Annotated in this window: 15 protein-coding genes; 6 read left to right on the top strand and 9 right to left on the bottom strand. The window is 58.3% G+C overall.

Annotation, left to right across the window (positions count from 1 at the left end; translation table 11 throughout):
• Both IK083_03605 and IK083_03600 read right to left on the bottom strand, forming a co-directional pair.
• On the bottom strand, positions 1-1,892 hold a 1,892-nt coding region (locus IK083_03605; GenBank protein MBR4748643.1), incomplete at its 3' end, for a glycoside hydrolase family 127 protein.
• Positions 1,893-4,706 (bottom strand): DUF1638 domain-containing protein, encoded by a 2,814-nt coding sequence (locus tag IK083_03600; GenBank protein ID MBR4748642.1) that lies wholly within the window; start codon positions 4,704-4,706, stop codon positions 1,893-1,895.
• Positions 4,707-4,868: 162 nt separating this feature from the next.
• Between IK083_03600 and ruvC the strand changes: the two genes are divergently transcribed.
• The 4 genes from ruvC to IK083_03580 are packed head-to-tail and all read left to right on the top strand — an operon-like array spanning position 4,869 to position 7,006.
• Complete coding sequence (ruvC, locus tag IK083_03595; protein MBR4748641.1) at positions 4,869-5,351, top strand: crossover junction endodeoxyribonuclease RuvC; 483 nt, start codon at positions 4,869-4,871, stop codon at positions 5,349-5,351.
• Between the two features lie 15 nt (positions 5,352-5,366).
• Positions 5,367-5,807, top strand: coding sequence for a peptidylprolyl isomerase (locus IK083_03590; GenBank protein ID MBR4748640.1), 441 nt, complete (start codon positions 5,367-5,369; stop codon positions 5,805-5,807).
• On the top strand, positions 5,797-6,009 hold the full coding sequence (locus tag IK083_03585) for a hypothetical protein (protein MBR4748639.1): 213 nt from the start codon (positions 5,797-5,799) through the stop codon (positions 6,007-6,009). The genes IK083_03590 and IK083_03585 overlap by 11 nt, the downstream gene beginning before the upstream one ends.
• Positions 6,010-6,013: 4 nt before the next feature.
• Complete coding sequence (locus IK083_03580; protein MBR4748638.1) at positions 6,014-7,006, top strand: phosphatidate cytidylyltransferase; 993 nt, start codon at positions 6,014-6,016, stop codon at positions 7,004-7,006.
• A gap of 78 nt (positions 7,007-7,084) precedes the next feature.
• Here IK083_03580 and IK083_03575 read toward each other — a convergent pair whose 3' ends face one another.
• The 7 genes from IK083_03575 to IK083_03545 all read right to left on the bottom strand — a co-directional run bounded on the left by IK083_03575 (position 7,085) and on the right by IK083_03545 (position 18,140).
• Positions 7,085-8,164: an aldose 1-epimerase family protein gene (locus IK083_03575; protein MBR4748637.1), complete on the bottom strand. Its 1,080-nt coding sequence runs from the start codon at positions 8,162-8,164 to the stop codon at positions 7,085-7,087.
• 16 nt (positions 8,165-8,180) lie between these two features.
• Entirely contained in the window at positions 8,181-9,086 is a 906-nt protein-coding gene (locus tag IK083_03570; protein MBR4748636.1) for a dihydroorotate dehydrogenase, read from the bottom strand.
• Entirely contained in the window at positions 9,080-9,862 is a 783-nt protein-coding gene (locus tag IK083_03565; protein ID MBR4748635.1) for a dihydroorotate dehydrogenase electron transfer subunit, read from the bottom strand. Before IK083_03565 ends, IK083_03570 begins: the two co-directional genes overlap by 7 nt.
• A gap of 11 nt (positions 9,863-9,873) precedes the next feature.
• Entirely contained in the window at positions 9,874-11,940 is a 2,067-nt protein-coding gene (locus IK083_03560) for a PBP1A family penicillin-binding protein (GenBank protein MBR4748634.1), read from the bottom strand.
• Between the two features lie 160 nt (positions 11,941-12,100).
• Positions 12,101-12,577 carry a methylated-DNA--[protein]-cysteine S-methyltransferase gene (locus IK083_03555; protein MBR4748633.1) on the bottom strand — a complete coding sequence of 159 codons (477 nt, stop codon included), beginning with the start codon at positions 12,575-12,577 and terminating at the stop codon, positions 12,101-12,103.
• A gap of 118 nt (positions 12,578-12,695) precedes the next feature.
• Positions 12,696-13,439 carry a GNAT family N-acetyltransferase gene (locus IK083_03550; GenBank protein MBR4748632.1) on the bottom strand — a complete coding sequence of 248 codons (744 nt, stop codon included), beginning with the start codon at positions 13,437-13,439 and terminating at the stop codon, positions 12,696-12,698.
• Positions 13,440-13,472: 33 nt separating this feature from the next.
• Positions 13,473-18,140, bottom strand: coding sequence for an alpha/beta fold hydrolase (locus tag IK083_03545; protein MBR4748631.1), 4,668 nt, complete (start codon positions 18,138-18,140; stop codon positions 13,473-13,475).
• Between the two features lie 230 nt (positions 18,141-18,370).
• Here IK083_03545 and IK083_03540 point away from each other — a divergent pair, with 230 nt between their 5' ends.
• Together IK083_03540 and IK083_03535 are read left to right on the top strand one after the other, a co-directional pair.
• Positions 18,371-19,105: an MBL fold metallo-hydrolase gene (locus IK083_03540; protein ID MBR4748630.1), complete on the top strand. Its 735-nt coding sequence runs from the start codon at positions 18,371-18,373 to the stop codon at positions 19,103-19,105.
• A 134-nt stretch (positions 19,106-19,239) separates the two neighbouring features.
• Positions 19,240-20,458 (top strand): class I SAM-dependent DNA methyltransferase (locus IK083_03535; protein ID MBR4748629.1); only part of this gene is annotated, 1,219 nt, incomplete at its 3' end.

The following is a 20,458-nucleotide window of genomic DNA, read 5'->3' as shown; positions in this document are numbered from 1 at the left end:
TTTTTGCCGTCCAGCAGCACGTCTGCTATGCCGCAGTCCGGATAACCCACAGCGTGGAGAGTGACTCCCTTGCCCGTGTAGGAAAACCGGCAGGCAAGCCCCTTTGAAAAGGCTGTCTTCCAGCCGCCGAAGTCCTTCCACCCCTTGTCAAACTCCGCGCTTTTGTAGGAATAAAAGGGCATGCGGGCCTCTTTGTCCAGATAGATGAAGTATTGCTCCTCCTGCCGGAAAAGATAAAAGGGCTTGATGGTGACGTTCCTGTCGGGAGCGTATTCCCAGGTCAGGAGCTCGTGCTCGCAGGGGATGAAGTCCTCTCCCACCCGGTCCGGGTCTATGACCAGAGCAGGATTGCCCCCGTCCTCTATGGCTCTCACAGCCATCACGGTGGGCCCCAGGGTTATGGCGTAGGGATTGGCCTTGTCGTCATACATATACTTCGCTTCCATGGCCATGGGGAGCCTGATCTCCACTATATCTCCGGGAGACCATTTTCTCTCCAGTGTCCCCCACCCCTTTTGGACGGAGTATTCAAAGGGAGTTCCGTTGACCCGGACCTCCGCGGGAGCAGACAGCCACCCGGGCAGGCGGAACCTGAAGGCAAAGGAGATCTTTTCGAGAGGAGTGATCTCATATATCAGAGTGTCCGAGGCGGGGAAATCCGCCAGCTGGCTCACGGACACCTCCGTGTCCTTCACCGTCAGCTGGGCTGCGCTCTCGAAGAACTGGGCAGCGTATATGCCGTCGTCATCCTGAAAATATATCAGATCGTGATATTCCGCTATGGCCTGAGGTCTGGTGCCGGAGCAGCAGGGCCAGGCCACGTTGTGATTGTATCTCTTGTGGGCCCCGGAGGTGCGGTATTCGGAATAATAAAAGGTCTTGCCGGTGCCGCCGGAGGGAATGGAGGCGCCTATGCCGTTGATGATCAGCTTTTCGGTCCAGTCGGCGTATTTGGCTTCGCCCGTAAGGCACAGCAGGTACTTGGACAGTTTGAAGCCTGCCCAGGAGCCGCACTGGGTCTCAAAGCTGTCGTAACGCGTCCGCAGCTTGTGGATGGTGGTCTCTCTGTCATGCAGGTTTTCCATGGTCCCGAAGCCGCCGGTGGCGTAGCACTGCTCGTTTTGCATGAACTCGTATGCAGCCTTCAGTATGTCCAGATACTTCCTGTCCCCCTTCACTATGTAGGCCATGGCGGCGCCGCAGAAGGTATTCACGTGGCTGTAGGCGTGATGCCAGGGATGATGGGCATACATGGCCTGCAGGTCGCCGGAGAGTATCTCATCCCAGTATTCGGTGTATTCCCAGGTCTCCGCGTATCTGAGATAGTCCTCGTCGCCTGTATAGAGGTAAGCCCGGTACAGATTTTCGCTCTGGGTGTACCATTCGCCGGTGCCCTTCCCCACCACGTCGCAGTATTCTCTGGTCTCCGGCACGTGCTTCTGTTCCCACAGAGTGATCCTTTTCAGGTATTCCAGAGCCCGGGGCTCCCCGCAGTAATAGTATATATCCAGCAGGCCCCCCATCAGCTTTTCGTAGATATAGGCGCACAGATGCGGCTCTCTCGTGTCGAAGAAAAAGCCGTCCTCTTCTATGGTCTCCGCCCATCCGTCCATGAGACTCAGGGCCTTGTCCCTGTATTTTTCGTCCCGGGTGACGGCAAACATTTTGGCGTAGCCAGCCAAAAACTGCCCAAAGGGCGAGTGGCCCACGTACACGCCGCCCATATCCCGTCCCGGGGCGGGCATGGAGGCCCGCTCTCTGTAGGGCTTGAGCATGTCGTCGTTGTTGAGACCATAGTAATAGTCTGCCGTCTCTCTGAACTGCCGGGCCAGATCGCCGCCCAGCTCCACCTGCGAATACATCAGGGGCTCGATGGTGTATTTGATCGCCATTTATCCTTCCTTTTCCTGTGTTGCTTCTATACTTGCTCCGGAGCCCTGTCCCGTGAGAAGGCGCTCCACAAACAGCAGTCCTCCGTCGGTGGTGTGGGATATCCTGTCCTTGACGGTGACTCTCACCAGAGGCTCCCGGGCTCCCGCAGCCAGCGACTTTGCCCTGGCCAGCTCCTTGCACAGCTCCAGGCCCGTGGCGGTGGCTCCCGAGAGAGTGTTTTCCTCCAGGCGCTTTTGAGATGAATACACTATGTAGCCGGTGTCGTTGCCGGGGCGGATATACACCGTCTCCCGGGCAATGATCTCTCCGGACACGGCTCCCACAGCATTTGCCACGTCCGCATGTTCGGGTATGATGACCGGGCAATGGACGTATTTGTCAAAGCCTTCAAACATATCCTTTACCGGAGCGCCTATGGCTATCAGGGGATGGGGCAGACTGAGGGAAAAGGCCACTCCGCCCTTTCGCTCGTCGGTGATGCCCCGGATCATATATTCCGATTCGCCGGAAAGGGCGCATTCCCTGCCGGTCTCGTCCGTCAGCTCTCTTTGGAGGAGCTGGGACAGGAGCATATATCTGATCTGCCGCCATATGCGTTCCGTCAGATCCTCCGGGTCCGTCCCCAGCAGCATGGCAAACACCTTCAATGCGTTCAGGGCGCTCTCCGTGTCCCACTTGCTCATCCTGCCCTGTATGTGAAACAGGTCCGTGGGCGTCAGATGGCTGCGCTTGATGGCTCCCGCAGCCTCCAGAGCCGGCAGGTGCAGCAGCTCGTTTGAGGCCAGCCCCAGCGCGTCTCTGGCGTCGGAGGCAAACATGGCTCCCTTTTCCTTCAGCAGGCCGCACAGACGGGTCTCGTCCGGGGACAGGCTCACCCTCTCCCAGAAGGGCGAATAGAGCAGCACGTCCAGCTGCGAGGTGTCCGGCGCAGTCGAGTATTTGCGGCCGCTCATGTCCTTCAGCCTGCCGGCAACCTGCGGATAGGCCGCCGCCACGCTGCATATGGGCACGTTTCTCACGGGGCCTACGGTGATATGTCTGTCCCGGGAAAAGGATATGCGGGAGTCTCCTCCCAGTCCGCTGGTATTGATGCTTACGGCGTTGATCTGCATCACAGAGCCGCCCACCAGCGCCCCGTTTTGGCTGATGTCCACCAGTCCGTCCTTCAGCACGGCTATATCGGTGGTGGTGCCGCCCACGTCCGCCACTATGGCGTCCTTTATGCCTGTCAGCAGCCGGGCGCCGCTGACTGAGGAAGCCGGGCCGGACAGCACTGTCTCGATGGGCCGTTCCAGAGCAGCGTCCGTATTCACGCAGGTGCCGTCGCCCTTGACTATCATAAGCCTGCCCCTGACGCCGCATCGGTCGAGAGCCCGGCGCACGGAGTGAATGAGGCTGCTGATCACCGGTATCAGACGGGCGTTGGCAGCAGCCGTCTTCAGAGAGTTGACGGCGTTCAGCTTTTGGCTGATATCGTGAGAGCATATGACAGACAGCTCGGGATATTTGTCCCGGATGATGTCCCTGATCCTCACGGACAGCTCCGGATTTCTCAGGCTGGCATAGCCTCCCACGCACAGGGCCCGGCATTTTTCCTTGCGGACCAAAGTGTCTGCCGCCGCCAGCACCTCCTCGGGGTCAATATCCTCAAGCACGGCGCCGGATATATCCAGAGCGCCCCTGACCTGTATGCAGGGAGAGAGGCCCGCGTCCTCGGCAAAGCGTTCAAAGGGAGAGTAGAGAATGGTGCCCACCCGGCTCCCTCTGCCTTCCACTATGGCGTTGGTGGCCAGAGTGGTGGACAGGCTGGTCACCTGCACCGTCCGCAGGTATTCGGCCGGCAGCTTGGAGAGAGCCTCGTTGATGCCTATAAGCAGGTCTTCGTAGGTGGTGAGAGCCTTGGCCTTGGCTATGACCACCCGCCGGGCAAAGTCAAATATCACCGCATCGGTGTAGGTGCCGCCGGCGTCAATGCCCAGCCCTACCCCCTTGGGCAGAGGGGACTCTCCCTCGGAGTAGAGCACTGTCTCCGTCTCATAAAAGCTGTGCTCGCTCTCGCCGGCGGACACGGCGTTGAAGATACGGTCGTCTCCGCTGGCCTTGGACACGGAAAAGGGAGGCAGCACGAACACTCTGTCGCTGTGAACGCCCCGAAAGAGCTCCCTGAGGAAGCCCATATCTCCCTTGATACGCTCGTATTTCCAGCCGAAGGCCCGGGCCATCACCTCTGTCTGAGCGGCGTATTCGTCCTCGCCGAAGCCCATGTCTATGTAGGCGCCCCGGGAGTAGTTCTTTTGCCAGGAGGCGGCAAACTGCAGTATGTATTCGGCGTTGCTCTCTCCGTATTTGCCTTCCAGACGGCCATACTCGGGGTGCTGCTCCCAGCCTATCTTGTCATAATTGCGATACAGGTCGATGGCGGCCATCTCGTTGGGATTGATCTTCTTGACCAGCCATCCGAGGGTGTGATAAAAGGTGCCGGGGTTCCGGCCAAATTCCTTCTTGTAGGCCGCATCCGACCCCATAAAGAGGGCGATACAGTCGTGCACTCTGGGGATCAGGATGGGTATCTCACGGGAGACCAGCTCCCCGGTGCCCCGTCCGCACAAGCCGTAAAAGAGCACTATGGCGTCATAGTCCTCTCCTTCGCGGGATATTCTGTCTATTTCATCCTGCACGGTCTGTCTGAGCAGGTCGGGTGTCTCGTGGAGCCCGGCGTCAAACGAGACGCAGCTGACGCTGTCGCCCTTGTCGGCTGTCAGCCGGTCGAGATAGGGCTCAAAGACCCCGCAGGCAAGTATTCTGAGTTTCATGATATTTCGTCCGATACGTTCTCAAGTATTATTATAACACACGGGGGAGCCCGGGCACATAGCTCCCGGGCAAAAAAAGACGGGCGGCTCCCGATTTTCGGTCAGATGACAACCGCAGCGGATATGTGGTATAATAAAAAATAGAATATAATGGACGGCAAGATGAGAATACTTGGCATAGACCCGGGCACAGCCATCATAGGCTTCGGCGTCATAGACTCACAAGGCGGAAAGCGCATATTTGTGGACTGCGGGGTGATCACCACCCCCAAGACCAAGCCGACTCCGGACAGGCTGCTGGATATATATACCGACATCAACACCATCATCTCGGAATACCAGCCGGACGAGACAGCCATCGAAAGGCTGTTTTTCAATCACAACGTCACCACAGCCATCGACGTGGCCAAGGCCAGCGGCGTATTGAACCTGGCCATTGTCCAGCGGGGGCTCCCCATCAGGGAATACACTCCCGTGGAGGTCAAGACGGCGGTGACAGGCTACGGCGGCGCCGACAAAAAGCAGGTGCAGTATATGATCACCAGGATCCTGGATCTGAAGTCGGTCCCGAATCCGGACGACGCGGCAGACGCTCTGGCCGTGGCTCTGTGCCATTCTCAGGCAAGCAGACTGACAAGATTATAACACAGGAAGTATATCATGAAAAAAGCTACCATCCAGACCAACAAAGGCATCATCGAGATCGAGCTGTTTGAAGACAAGGCTCCCATCACCACCCGCAACTTCGTGGGACTGGCCAAGAAGGGCTTTTACGACGGCCTCACCTGGCACAGAGTGGTGGACGGCTTTGTGATCCAGGGCGGCTGCCCCAAGGGTGACGGCACCGGCGGCTCCGGAGTCCACATCCCTCTGGAGGTGTGCCCCGAGCTGAAGCACGACTCCGAAGGCGTGGTGGCCATGGCCCGTTCCATGATGCCCGACTCTGCCTCCAGCCAGTTCTACATCACTCTCGGCGCATTTCCTCATCTGGACATGCAGTATGCGGTCTTTGGCAAGGTCATCTCCGGCATGGACACGGTCAAGTCCATCCGCCAGGGCGACCTGATGCAGAAGGTCACCATCGACGAGAATGAAGCGTAAGGTCCACAAAAAGCGAAGGATCTCGGACAAGAACGCCTGGAACGTCCTGAACCGCTCCTGCAGCGGCAAAGCCCGCTACGACAGCGAGGAAGCGGCTTGGGCGCACAGTGACAAAATATATGAGGAATACGGCAACGACCTCACTCCCTACAAATGCACTGCCTGCGGCAAATGGCATTTGACAAACACGAGTCAAGGATAGATCTATGTTACAGAGAACCGTAAGCGCGCTCATAGGAATGGCCATCATCATAGGCGTGGTCATCATACCCTATACCATTCCCATAGCCGTCGTAGTCACAGTCTTCGCCGTCATCGGCGTATGCGAGCTGTACAAGGGCGCCGAAAAGATCAACATACACCCTATCTGGTGGCTGGGCATCATAGCCACTGCGGTGTGCGTGTTTTCTGCCGTCACCTTTCCCGAAAACACCGAGGAGCTGGCCCAAAAGGTGCTGGATTCCATTTCCCGGAATATCCCCAGCAGCGACAGCCAGCTAGACGCTCTCGCTCAGGAGATAGTCAGCACTCTGTCCATACACATCCAGGGCTTTGCCCGGCTGTCCCTCAGACATGACGTGCTGAGCATCACCCCCATGTTTCCGCTGATGATCAGCGGACTCTTGTTTCTCGGGTTTCTCACGGAGTTTTTCCGCCCCAACAGAGAGCCCCTGAAAAACATATCCATCACTCTGTTCGGCGCCGTGTATCTGGGCTGGCTCCTGAGCCATCTGGTCATGCTCAAATGCTTTGGCGGCACCATGGAATTCTGGGGCAAGACGGTGCCCGCGGGCAACTGCCTGCTGATGCTGGTGCTCCTGTGCACCTGGGCCACCGACACCTTTGCCTATTTTGTAGGCAGAAAATTCGGCAAGCGCAAGCTGAGCCCCAAATCCAGCCCCAACAAGACCTGGGAAGGCAGCATAGGCGGCTGGACCGGCAGCGTGATACTGGCTCTGGTAACGGGCTGGTTCATCCATCTGCCGCTGCAGCACGCCCTGTTTATGGGAGCAGTGTTCGGTGTGGTGTCCCAGATGGGCGACCTGACCGCCTCCGCCATCAAGAGAGAGATAGGCATCAAGGACTTTGGCAACATCATCCCCGGGCACGGCGGAGTGCTGGACAGGATAGACAGTATCCTCTTTACCGCTCCCTTTGCCTACTACTACATCATGCTCTTTCTGCCCCAGTACATGTAAGGGACACAAAAAGCCGGCGATGACACAGAGTCATCGCCGTTTTTTTTGCGTTTACTCAGCAGCTGCGGGGTCCGCCCTTCAGCTCTTCATGATCTTTTCTACGCAGGCCTTGTATTCGTCTATCTCCTCCTTGCCGGAGAGCACCCCTATCTCAAAGGCGATGTGCTTCGACTCAAAGGAATCCAGATATTCGAGAGTGCCGTTTTCGGCCTCCCAGGCCATGCCGTACACGTGGCAGTTGGCGGGCTCTATGCCCACCACGTATTGGGCTTCGTCCATACACTTCCACTGAGTCATATAGCCCAGCTCGTTGGTGTTGTATTTCACGTAGTAGCCCAGCTGCAGGTCCGGATTGATGAGGGCTGCGCAGGTGGTGCCGTCGGGCAGAGACTTCATGTCGTGATAAAACACCTGCTCCGCATAGCCGTTCTCGGGCTCCTGCATCACGTTGTATATATCCTTGCCCTTCTCGGCCTCCTCGTCTCTGGGCACCGCTTTTTCGGAAGCAAAGCAGATGTAGCTGTTCTTGTCCAGCAGAGGAAAGCCCGTGTTCATGTGATAGAGCACCATCAGAGGCATGGGCCTGTTGGCCTCGTTGGTGATGACGTCCTCCACTCTCACCTTGTTTTCACCCAGCTTGGCGCTGACGGTCCTGTCTATCACCGTGTTCACTCCGAAAAAGGCGGTCTCTCTGATCTTGCCCTTGGCAAACATGATGTAGTCGTCGCCGTCCCAATAGCCGTCCACGTGCACGTTGGAAGCGGGGATATTGCTCACTCTGCCGTGCTGGCCTTTCACGTCGCCGTCAAACTCGTTGGGCACGCCCACGTTCATGAGGCCGCAGGTGGAAAACATGCCTGCGGGGAAGGAATACAGCCATTCCAATCCTGCGGGATCGTAAAAATAGGGGCTCTTGTCTCCGATGGGGGTCCTGTAGCACAGGCTCATGCCGTTGAACCGGGCGGAGGTGATATCCAGAGCCCTGTCAATGGCCGCCGTAAAGGTCAGGCCCGCGCCCGTGTCGAATACGGCGCATTCCACGCCCTTGGAGGTGCCGTCGCAGAACTGCATGCGCTTTACGCCACCCAGCTGGTCTATGTTGCCCGCTTTTTTCATGAGCTGGGCCTTGGTATAGTGCTTTCCGAATAATGTAGCCATTATCTGTCTCCTGATATTATATCGCTGCGCCTATGAGAGTATTCACGTCCTCCACTCCCGTTTCGCGCATATATTCCTCGATGCCCCTTACCACGTCCAGAGCCGCGTCCGGCTTGGTGAGATTGGCGGTGCCCACGCTGACGGCGGTAGCGCCTGCCAGCATGAATTCTATGGCGTCCGTACCGGTCATGATGCCTCCCTGCCCCAGCACGGGTATCCGTACCGCCCTGAAGACGTCGTTCACCATACGGAGAGCCAGGGGTTTTATGCAGGGGCCTGAGAGCCCGCCGGTGCGGTTGGCCAGGACAAAGCGTTTTTTGTAGGGGTCTATGGCAGTGCCCAAAAAGGTGTTGACCAGGGATACGGCGTCGCTGCCGGCTGCCTCTGCCGCCCGGGCCATCTCTGTTATATCGGTCACGTTGGGGGACAGCTTGCATATCACAGGCTTGGCGGTGCGGGCTCTGACGGCGCTTACCACGGAACTGATGCCCTGAGCGGAGGTGCCAAAGGCTATGCCGCCGGTCTTCACGTTGGGGCAGGATACGTTGAGCTCAAAGGCGTCCACTCTGGAGCAGCCGTCAAACATCTCCGCCAGAGCGGCGTATTCGTCGGCCGTATTGCCTATGATATTGAGTATGACTCTGGTATCGCAGCCCTCCAGCCGGGGCAGATATTCCGCAAGCACCCGGTCTGCGCCGGGATTCTGCAGGCCTATGGCGTTGAGTATGCCGGAGGCCGTCTCGCAGGTGCGGGGATAGGGATTGCCGGCTCTGGGAGTGAGGCTGGTACCCTTGACGGAGATGCCGCCCAGCAGGGATATGTCGTAAAACTCGGCCATCTCCATACCGTAGCCAAAGGTGCCGGAGCCCACAGTCACCGGATTTTTCAGCATGAGCCCGCCCAGGTTGACAGCAGTTACCATATCACGTCCTCCCCTCTGAACACAGGGCCGTCTTTGCACACCCTCTTGTATTCGAAGCCCTCGGGGCTCTTCAGCTTGCACACGCAGCCGGTACACACGCCTATGCCGCAGGCCATCACGTTCTCCAGGCTGACCCACACCTCTGTCACCTGCTCAAATCCGGCAGCCAGAGCGCACACGGCCTTCATCATGGGAGTGGGTCCGCAGACGCAGAGCCTCACCGGACCTTCCGCGTGGTCTCTGATACACTGCTCGGCAGGTCCCGTGACAAAGCCCCTGACGCCGCAGGTGCCGTCGTCAGTGGATATGATCGGACTGTCAAAAAGGGCGTCTGCGTAGTTTTGCGCCGCAGTCCCGAAGCCGCATATCACCCGGCTCTTGCCGCCGGCTTCGCCGATGGCGGTCTCCAGCAGCTTCATGGGAGCGCAGCCTGCGCCTCCGCCAATGAGCAGGTTCAGGGAGTCGTCGGCCGTGACGGGAAAGCCGTTGCCCAGGGGGCCCACCAGGTCGCAGGAGTCCTTTTGAGACGCCAGGATGCGGGTGCCCTTGCCCACCACGTTGTATATGATGACTATCTGTCCGGTCCTTTTGTCCGCATCGCAGATGGAAAAGGGCCTTTTCAGCAGAGGGTCGTAGGTCTCGCCCCAGGCGCTGATGTTGACAAATTGTCCCGGCCTGCATTCCGCGGCTATCTCGGGAGCGCGCAGGATAAGGCGCATGGTGTTGGCCGTCACGGGCTCGTTGGATATGACCGGCGCTTTGATGATATATGGCATGATGTCCCTTTCTACAGTTCTGCTGTCACGTCGTCATGACTGTGCTCGGGCTCGGGAGCGGGAGCGGGAGGCGCGGTCTCCACGGGAGCCGGAGGCTCCTCGGAGGAAGAGGGCTCGGACGAGGTGTCCGGCCGCGGCGCTTCGTCTATGATGGGAGCGTCGGACACTCCTCCGCTGTGCCGGGATTCTCTCCTGCCCCGTCTGCCGGAATCTTCGGAAAAGTCTTCCACCTTCAGATTCTTCAGGGCTTCCTTGTCTATGTAGCCGTCCATATAGCCCAGGGTCTTCTGCATAAAGCCCCGCCATATGGGACCGCAGGAGCCGCCGCCGCTGAAGTAGCCTGGCAGCTTCGAATAATCATCGGTGCCGATCCACACCAGAGCAGTCAGCACTCCCGGGACGTAGCCGGCAAACCACACGTCATACATGCCGTTGGTGCCTGTTTTGGCCCTGGCGTCCCTGACCGAGCTTACCTGGCGGCCCGTACCGGAGGTGACCACGCTGCGCAGCATGCTGTCCATCTTCCTGCTCACGTCTTCGCCTATGACTCTGGTGGCCTTTTTGGGAGTGTGGTTGTCTATGTATATGGTCTTTTTGTCTGCGTCATACACCCGGTCTATGCAAGTGGCCTTTTGCAGGATACCGTTGTTGGCCACCACGGTGTAGGGCATGAGCATCTCTATGGGAGCGATACCGGCCATGCCGCCGATAGCAGCAGCAAGATTGGGCTCGATGGGCGTCTCTATGCCCATACGCTTTGCCAGAGCCACCACGTTGTTCATGCCGGCCTTTTCCGCGGCGCGTATGGCGGGCAGGTTGATACTGTTGGCCACAGCCTGACGCATGGTCACCCTGCCGCCGTATCTGTTGTCAAAATTCTTGGGGCGCCACTTGCCCTGCTGAAAACGCTCGTTGGATATGAGGGTGCTGGGGCCCCACCCCAGCTTTTCCATGGCGCAGCAATAATCGATGATCTTGAAGAGGGAGCCGGGCTGCCGCTTGGCCTGGGTGGCCCTGTTGAACTCGCTCTTTTTGTCTATGGAGCCGATCATGGCCCGCACAAAGCCGTTGCCGGGCTGTATGGACACGAAGCAGCTCTCTATCTTGGGATAGCGCTTCTTGAGGGGCTCGTTGTGGCTGTAAAACACGCTCTCGGCGGCGTCCTGGATACGGGTATCCAGAGTGGAATAGATCCTGAGGCCTCCGTTGTAGATCTCGTCCTCGTCAAAGGAAGCTCCCAGCTCCTTGATAAGGAAGTTGACAAAATGCTGATATTTGCCGCCCTTGCTCTTGGACTTGGTGATGGTGATACGCATATCGTGGCTGACGGCGTCGTTGTATTCGGCGTCGGTGATGTAGCCCTGCTCCAGCATCAGCTTCAGCACCACGTTGCGGCGCTCATTGGCTTTTTGGTTGTTCCTGGCGTAATAGGAGGGAGCCTTGGGCAGTCCTGCCAGGAAGGCGCATTCGGGGAGAGTAAGGTCCTTGACGTCCTTGTTGAAGTAGGTCTTGGATGCAGCCTGCACGCCAAAGGCGCCGTTGCCGTAATAGATGCGGTTCAGATAGCTCTCCAGTATCTTGTCCTTGGAGAGCTGCCGCTCCAGCTGAAAGGCCACCAGCACCTCCTGCACCTTTCTGTCCAGGGTCTTTTCGCTGCCGAAGCCCAGCTTCAGGTTGCGGGCCAGCTGCATGGTGATGGTAGAGCCGCCCTGGGCCATGTTCTTGACCGACAGGTTCTTGAACATGGCGCGGAACATACCTCTGAAATCAATACCGCTGTGCTCATAAAACCGCTTGTCCTCCACCGCTATGGTAGCGTTTCTGAGGTTGGCGGGGATCACGTCCAGATCCACGTTGGTGCGGTCTTCCTTGTAGAGCCTGTCTATGACAATGTCATTGCCCTTGTCGTCCTTGTTGGCCGCATATATGACCGTAGCCTCGGGGGACTCGATGACGTCCATCTTGTTGATGAGCTGGGCGTTGTCATAATACTTCCCCACTCCGTAGCCCACCACAGCGGCTATGGCTACGAATATCAACAGGAAAAAGTACGTGATGATAGTTTTGAGACAGCACATCGTCTTTGATCGCCTATTGGATTTCTTTTGTTGAATTCTCATTTATCAGTCCGATTAGTCTTGAGCAGCCTTGTATCGCCAGACAGCAATACTCAATATTATTATATCACATCGAAGGCCAAAAAATACTGCCGGACAGCAAAAACGGGCCAAAAGGGCCTCACGGAGCCGGCAGAGCCCCTTCCAGAGCCAGGAGCCGGACCTTTTTGTCCGTGCCTGCGGCGTAGCCCGTGAGACTGCCGTCTGCGCCCACCACCCTGTGACAGGGGATGATGACCGCTATGGGATTGCGGCTCACGGCCTGTCCCACCGCTCTCGGAGACCCCTCTCCCAGCAGGGCGCAGAGCTCCGAGTAGGACACGGTCTGCCCCCGGGGTATCTCCCGCAGCCTGTTCCATACCCGCAGCCTGAAGGGAGTGCCCCTCAGCTCCAGCGCCGGGGCGGGTCCGGGGTCAAGCCCGGCGAAATAGTTCTCCAGCCAGCGGCAGGCGTCACGAAACACCGTGAGGGAGCGCTCCCCGGCATCCACCCGGGGAGCATGCCTTTGCCCCTCGAACCACAGTCCCGTGAGACTGCGGCCGTCCGAGGTCATGATCATCCTGCCCAGCGGCGAAACATAGCAGCAGGTATATATCATAGCAGCGCTCCTTGCTCTGATGTCTTCCGAATAATTATACCGATTTTTCGGCCGGACCGTTTCCGCAGATGCAAAAAAGCCCCCGGCATTGCGCCGGGAGCGTGGTCAGCATATATGTTCACAGGACCTCATAGACCGGGTATTCGTGGTCAAACTCGTAGCCCAGCTTGCCTGCCAGCCCCACCGAGGCCAGGTTGGCAGCGTCCCATCTGGGATAGAGCCCGTCATCCAGACACAGGAGGATGAGAGCGGAGCAACACACCAGAGCCAGATGCTTTCGCCTCTCCCGGGCAGCAGTCCACACCTCCACCTCGATCCCTTCCCTGTAGCGGGAATATGAGGAGGCGCCGGACACGATCTCTCCGTCCCTGACTATGACCATGCCTCTGCCCTCACGCAAGAAGTGCTCCCTGTCATCGAAGTTGCCCACAAAGTCCTCCGTCCCGGGGCTGGCGAGACACAGGTCATACAGGGCTCCGTCGATGCGCCTGAGCTCATAGCCCTTGGGCAGGAGCTGCAGGTTTTGGCTCAGGGACGCCCTGTCAAACCGGGCGCCCTGCCTGATGGCGTATCTTGTCACCTTTTTTGCCTCGGGACACTCCGCCTCTATCAGCCGGGCCCAGGCGTCGCTGCCGGGGATCAGTATGGCAAAGCCCTCCGGCCTGCTCCGGAGCAGCTCCGGGCTGGGCTCCCCGGCCAAAAAGCCGAAGCAGCCCAAAAAGGCAAAGGCAGACGCCGGCTCCTCAGGGTCCGTGACCCATATCCGGCCCATGACCTTTTGCAGGCAGGACTCTATGAGAGAGTCCTGCATCCCGTCAAACAGCCTGACGGCCTTTGACGTGTCCTCCAACAGATACACCATATCCTTTCCTCTTGTGATTTGCGGCGGCCGACCCTATCCCGTGATCTCTATGGTATGGCTGCCTGCGTCGCTCCATGGGATAAAGGACGCCTCTTTGCCATCGATCTTCACGGAAGGCGTGTCCCCCGCGGTATATTTCAGCGTGAGCCGCAGGCCCCTTACGGGGAGCCGCAGCTCGGCGCGGGTGCACAGGCTGTGCTTCACGGGCTGCACCGTCACTCCCTTTTCGTCATACCACAGGCCGAACACGCCGGCTGTCAGGGCTCTGATATAGCCGGTGGCGGACCAGGTCTGTCTGGGCACGCTGCGCCAGCTGGCCTTGTCCTTGTCGGGCTCCTGCATACCTCCGTAGGGCTCCCCGGTCAGAGGGTGATATATCTCATAAAAGCCGTCGTGTCTCAGGGCCATCTCCGTGAGCAGCCGGACCTCCCGGCTGTACACGTCTCCCCTGCCCGCCTTTGCCGCAGCCTCGGCCACGAACATGGAGGCGAAGGGCCACACGGTGCCGCAATGCCTGCCGAAGGTATCCGGGTCCGGCTTGTATCTGCCAAAGGCAGGCTCCACACAGGCCACTCCCCAGGGGGTGGACTTCAGATGGTCAAATATCATGTTCGCATCCGCCCTGTCGGCAATGCCGGACAAGACAGCAAAGCTGATGCCCAGAGCCTCCTGACTGTCGCATTTGCCCATGTGGTCTATGAGATAGTCGTAGGAGCCCTTTTTCCCGTTGCGGAAGGTCTTTATCACCGCCTGCTTCAGGGACGCGGCCTCTTCCAGCCATTTGTCCCCGTCTCCGGCGCCCAGTATATCGGACATCTTCGCCGCCAGCGCGTAGGAGATGTAATACATACAGTTGGTGGACAGAGTGGCCATAGGGTCGCCGGACACCGTGCCCGGATAGGCCTTGTCCGGGTTGCGTCTGGCCCACCAGGCTATACCCGGGTTTTGTCCGTCCTTTTCCCTGTAGTGGTCGGGATAGGCGCTGATGCCGTCCGCATACACTCCGCCGCCCATAAAGAGGCCCCAGTCGGGATTGAATTCCAGCTTGCGGTAGGCTTCGAGAGTCCTTTTGACCACGGGATAGCCTTCCCGGAGAAGCGATTCGTCACCGGTGTAGAGATAGCAATACCAGAGCCCCATGGTCCAGATGACGGAGTCCCAATAGTTGCCGGAACACTCGGGCCTTTCGATGGAGTCCGTCAGCACTCTGCCGGAGGCGTCGATCTCGGTCATGGAAAACAGATTGTTTTTCACCACCTGAGGATACAGATATCCGGCGTTTCTGGTGTTGATAGCCGTGTCTCTGGTCCAGGGGGTGGGATAGTCAAAGCCGGCGCACAGGCAGGCGTCGAAGCCCTTGTAGGGCCTGATGTTGCACCATATATCGTTGAGAGCGATGTCAAAGGCCTTGTTCAGCGAGGGATTGTCGCTGGAGAGGCTGTCCGTATATTGCCTGAGCCCTCCGCTTTTCAGCGCTGCATGCTCGGTGAGAAACTCCATGCCTCTGTCAAAGCCGGGCATCAGAGTGGTGTCGTGGTGCCCGCCCTCTATCTCCAGATATTCAAAGTCGGCCTTGTCCGCCAGCTTCGCCGCCAGCCTTTGACTGTTGGACACAGGGATAAGGGCGTCTCCTGTGGAGTGGGAAATGAAGACCGGCATACTGAGCCTGTCGCTGTATGTCAGGGGAGAGACTGCCTCGTATTTCACCGGGTCGTCGTCAAAGCCCCTGAGTATGGCTTGGAGGATATCCTCCTCCACCCCCGGCTGAGGCGCCCTCGCGGCGGCCTCCCGGAGAAACTCCGTGTAAGTCTTTATGTCGGTGCAGGCGCAGAGAGCCACCACGCCGTCTATATCCTGAGGATACTGACAGGCGTAGCTCAGGGCGCCGGTGCCTCCCATGGAGCCGCCAATGAGGGCAAACTCCCCGACACCGAATCGCTTTTTCAGCCAGCAGAGCATATTGTGCATATTCGCCGCGCAGCCCGGGTTCATCCAGCCGTTGCCCATGGTATCAAAGGACACTATGCCGTACCGGCCCTTCAGCCGGGTCAGCCAGTGGGAGGCCACGTCCGGCCGGGTGTAGGGCTGATCCGCCCGGGACCCGTGCCCGTGCAGCAGGATCACCCAATCGCTGCCCTCCACATCCGGCTCCCACACCAGAGCGTAGTCAGATACGCCTCCGCAGGCGTAGTCCAGCCTGTGATCCGGGGGATTGGGCAGCCCGTAGGGATCGGAGTATGGGGAGTATTCGAACTCCTGTCCGAGGCAGGCTTCATCGAGAGAGGTCTCGGCTATGCTCCGGGCCCGGACCAGTATCTCCCGTCCGCCGGGAAGGGTCTTGTACACGTCCTCAAAGGAGTTGTTCATATAATAGACCTTTTTGCCCTCGGCCGTGTTGATGACCGAGGAAATGACGTCGTCAAACTCTCCGTCTATGCGCCTTGCCGCCAGACAGGCGGGATGAGGCTCACCCGCGTTCACCAGGCTGCAGCGGTCGCTCCAGGGAGCGTGTTCCGAATAGAGACAGGCGGACACCAGCCCGATATACAGGGGCTCGCCCTCGGGGAACACCACAGTCCACCCCTCTCCGTGAGGCTTGGCGGCGGATAAGAGGGCCTTTTCCTCCTGCTCGTCGGCGCCGGGTATCATGACCTCGGCGTCCGCGCCGTCCTCCTTCGCCTTTTTGGCGGCGGCCGCGTATTCCTCCGGGATGCCCGGAGTAGAAGACTGCCCGCTCTTTTTCAGCCAGGCGCAATGTTCGCCCTCCACGTTTATGAGAGGCAGCAGGTCATTGGAAGCGAAGAGGACTCCTCCGTTTTTCACCCAGGCTTCCAGCCTGTCCAGGGTGGCCTGCTCATAGGTCTGTCCCGCCAGCAGGACTATGGCGGAAAACCGGTCCGCCAGGCCGTCCTCTATCATATTCTCGTCCAGCCACTCAAAGTCCTGGGCATGCCTCAGCAGCGAGGACCGCCTGATGAAGTCATATATGATGCCGGGCTGCAGGCTCAGGGAGGTGTTGGGCATGAGAGCCGCCACCTTCAGACGGGGAGCCTGCTTCCTGAAATATCTGTTGTATTCGGCAAATTTGATGCCCCTCACGTTGGGCAGGTCGGGAGCGTCCATGAGGTATTTGAAATAAGCCCCTATGGCGCCGCCCGCAGTGGCGTCGAAGACCCGGGTGACTATCCCGTCGGGAGTGTTGTCCCCGCCCGGCTCAGTGGTATAATACTGTCCGTAGAGGCGGCAGGCGGAGGACACCATGCGGGTCACCGAAAAGTTTTCAAACACGTTGTCGCCCTGATTGGTGATGCGTATGCCGGCGCCGTAAGGGGCGATGCGGCGGGCCTGATCGGAAAAGTCTGCTCCCATCATGGGGTTGCCGTCTCCTCCCGTGCACAGATATATGGGAGTGTCGGGATACAGCTCTCTGGCTGTCTTCACCCAATACTCCGCCAGATCCGTCATGGAGCCGTAATACCAGTCGTGAAAATCCACCACGGCCCTGTCTGCATACTTTTTCTCGCCGGGTATCAGGGGCTCCACGTCCTCAAAGCTCCGGAAGGAGGCCTTCCAGGCCTTGTTGAGGGCAGCCACGGAGCCGTATTTGTCCTTCAGATACCGCCGCAGGTCTGCTCTGGCGTATTCGTCGCCGCACCAGTAGCCCAGATGCTGATGGCGGTCCATGATGCCAAAGCCGCCGCCTACCACCTGGATGGACTCGCCCCAGCAGCCTGAGATGCCAAAGTTGAGGGCTTCGATGACCTCGGGCTTGTAGTGCTCTCTGAACATGGTGAGAAAACGCTTTACCCCCTCCCGGAGAGCCGGGTTCCAGATGGACTGGACGGGGGCTTCCTCGCCGTGCTCCAGGCATTTGGCAAATACGCCGTGTTTTTCATTCCACCAGTCCGGCACCGACACCTCGGGAGCCATGATGAGAAAAGGCAGCCACTTCATGCCGTGCTTTTCCAGCTGACCCGTGAGCCCGTCATAGACAGAAAAATCAGGCTGACCTTCCTGCGGCTCCAGCTGTCTGAGCCCCACGTAGCTCTGCATGCTGGTGATGCCCAGCTTTTTGGCGCGTTCAAAGGTCAGGTCGGACAGGTCCTCCGGGTTCAGGCGGTAATGGACCTGCCACTGCTGTATGGCCGTCATTCCCGGATTGAGGACGTTGGGCCTCATGTTGTCCAGCTCTTCCACAGGGTCGATGTAATCTTCGGGTCTTTCCAAGGTAACCTCCACTCTTTTGACTGCAATGCTTCCGTTGATACCGTTGATACGCAGGTCATGCCCGCCGTTTTCTCTGTCGGACCACACAGGGTCCCGCAGGATAAAGACCATGGTCACGAGAGACCCGGTCCCATTCTGACCATGCACGTCCGGGGACATGGTGTAGGCGTCGTTTTTGCCGTCATACTGCACGAACACAGGACCGGCGCTGTCATAGGCCTTCACTATCAAAAAGGCCCTTTGGCCGGCGGGCAAGGGCTCTGTCACGTCCAGATAGATCATCCTGCTATTGGGGTCTTCTCCGGAACGGGCGCAGACCACACCGTCCGCCGCCCCCACCGTAAATTGGCCGTCCGCGGTGGGGCGGGCTTCCATCCCCTCCCGTTTTCCGGTGGAAAAGTCTATATAGCAGGCCCCGAAGACCTGCGCAGATACCGCCAGCAGGACGAGCAGCAATAACACGTGATATTTCATCTTGACACCACATTATTTGATATCTGTGGGGAGAGCCTGCGGGCTCTGTCCCTCTTTATTGTATCACATATGAGGACCAGAGGACTCGCCATCGGCAGCCTTTGGCGTATCTGACGAAAAAAAAGACAGTATACTCACTTTGTTGCCCCTTGAGCCGAAAACTGCTATAATAGAAGTATCACCCCTGTGAAAAAGGGGGACCATTGCTATGAATACACAAGGAGAAGCACATGAAGTATGCCATTATCGCAATAGTACTATTGATTTGCGCGGCCTTTGCTCTTTCCGCCTGCAGGAAAAAGGACACGGGAGAGACAAAGCCCACCATTTCCGGACTGGACGCCTCCGGTCAGTCCACCCTTCTGTATCAGGGACACGGCTCCCTGCGTATCACCACCCGGGACGGCAAGGTGATATACGTGGACCCCTACGCGGGCTCCGACAAGGGCTACAAAAAGCCGGCCGACCTGATACTCGTCACCCACGGGCATCCCGACCACAACAACATCGACAAGGTGGAGAGCCGGAATCCCGACTGCCGGGTCATCACCTGGAAGGACGCCCTGAAGGGAGGAGTGCATCAGACCTTTGAGCTGGACTACGTCACAGTGGAGGCCGTGGAAGCCGGCTACAATCCCAACCACAACGTGAAGGAATGCGTGGGCTATATCCTCACCCTGCCCGAGGGAGTCACCGTGTACGTGTGCGGCGACACCTCCCGGACCAAGCAGATGCCCGATCTGGCCCAGAGACACCTGGACTACGCCTTTTTCTGCTGCGACGGCAAATACAACATGGACGTCGAAGAAGCCGCCCAGTGCGCCGTCCTCGTAGGGGCCAGGCACAACGTCCCCTACCATATGGCGCCCGGCGCCCTGTTTGACAAGACAAGAGCGGAACAGTTTCAGGCTCCCAACCGTCTGATCATAGCCGACGGACAGGAGATACCGCTGGTCAAGGAATAAACGCGCAGACGAGCGCCTCCCGGCACCCCGGGAGGCGCTGTTTTGTGTATGGTGAAAGGACAGGCCGCATATTGCCACCGATAGCGAAAACTGCTATAATTGATATATAGCCAATTAATAACGGAGATAGACTCATGCCTATCAACAGACAAAAAGCCCGTGAATTCGCCCTCAGATGGGCCGGAAAAGGAAACGAACGCCAGGACTGCCAGCGATTTTGGCTGGAGCTACTGGAGGACGTGCTGGAATACAACACCGATTCGGCAGTATTTGAGGAGCATATGCCCGACGGCAGCTTCTGCGACGTGTGGCTGAAGGACGCCGGCATCATGATAGAGCAAAAGTCCCTCAACGTGGATCTGGACGCCGTCCAAAGCTCCGGCAAGACTCCTCTCCAGCAGGTCCAGGGCTACGCCGAGCAGCAGTCCACCAGAGAACAGCCCCAGTATCTCATCACCTGCAAGTTCGACACCTTTCGCATATATGACAGAAAGGCTTTCAACTCGGTGGAGCTCAGAAACCACTACAAAGAGTTTTCACTGGAGGAATTCGGCAGAGATCCCGAGCTGCTGAAGGTGATCATCGATTCCCGCAACTTCCGTATCGAAAACGACAAGCAGATCAATATGGATGCGGGTCTCCGTATATCGAAGCTGTATCAGGCTCTCGGAGAGCGGTATATCAACGACACGCCCGAGGCGCTGCACGCCCTCAACGTCCTTTGCGTCCGGCTGGTGTTCTGCCTCTATTGCGAAGACGCTGGCATATTTGAGAGCGGCTCCTTTATCAGCTTTGTCAAGCGGACCCCTGCCGAGCAGCTGCGGAGAGAATTGATCAATCTGTTCCGGGTTCTGGACACCCCTATTGCCGAACGGGACCCCTACAACAATCTGGACTTCCCTTACGTCAACGGGGGGCTGTTCAGGGACGAGACGGAGATACCGAACTTCACCACGGACATAAAGGCGGTGATGGCTGAGGCAGCCAATTTTGACTGGAGCCAGATATCCCCCACCATCTTCGGCGGCATATTTGAGTCCACTCTGAACCCCGAGTCCCGGCGCAGCGGCGGCATGCACTACACCACACCGCAAAACATCCACAGACTCATAGGCCCACTATTTTTGGACGGACTGAGAAACGAACTGGCAGCCATCAAAAAAGCCGAGGGAGAGACGCCCCGGGACAAACGGCGCAGGCTGGAAGCTCTCCAGGCAAAGATGCGCGGCCTCACCTTTTTTGATCCCGCCTGCGGCAGCGGCAACTTTCTCACGGAGACATACCTGTGCCTGCGACGGCTGGAGGACAGCCTCCTCAGGGAGATCAAGGCCCTGGACCGGAACGCCGATCTGA

It is taken from the genome of Abditibacteriota bacterium (genome assembly GCA_017552965.1).
In the GTDB taxonomy this organism is placed as follows: Bacteria; Armatimonadota; UBA5829; order UBA5829; family UBA5829; genus RGIG7931.
The sequence above is the reverse complement of the archived record's forward strand: the minus strand, read 5'-3'. Positions and strand labels throughout refer to the sequence as shown.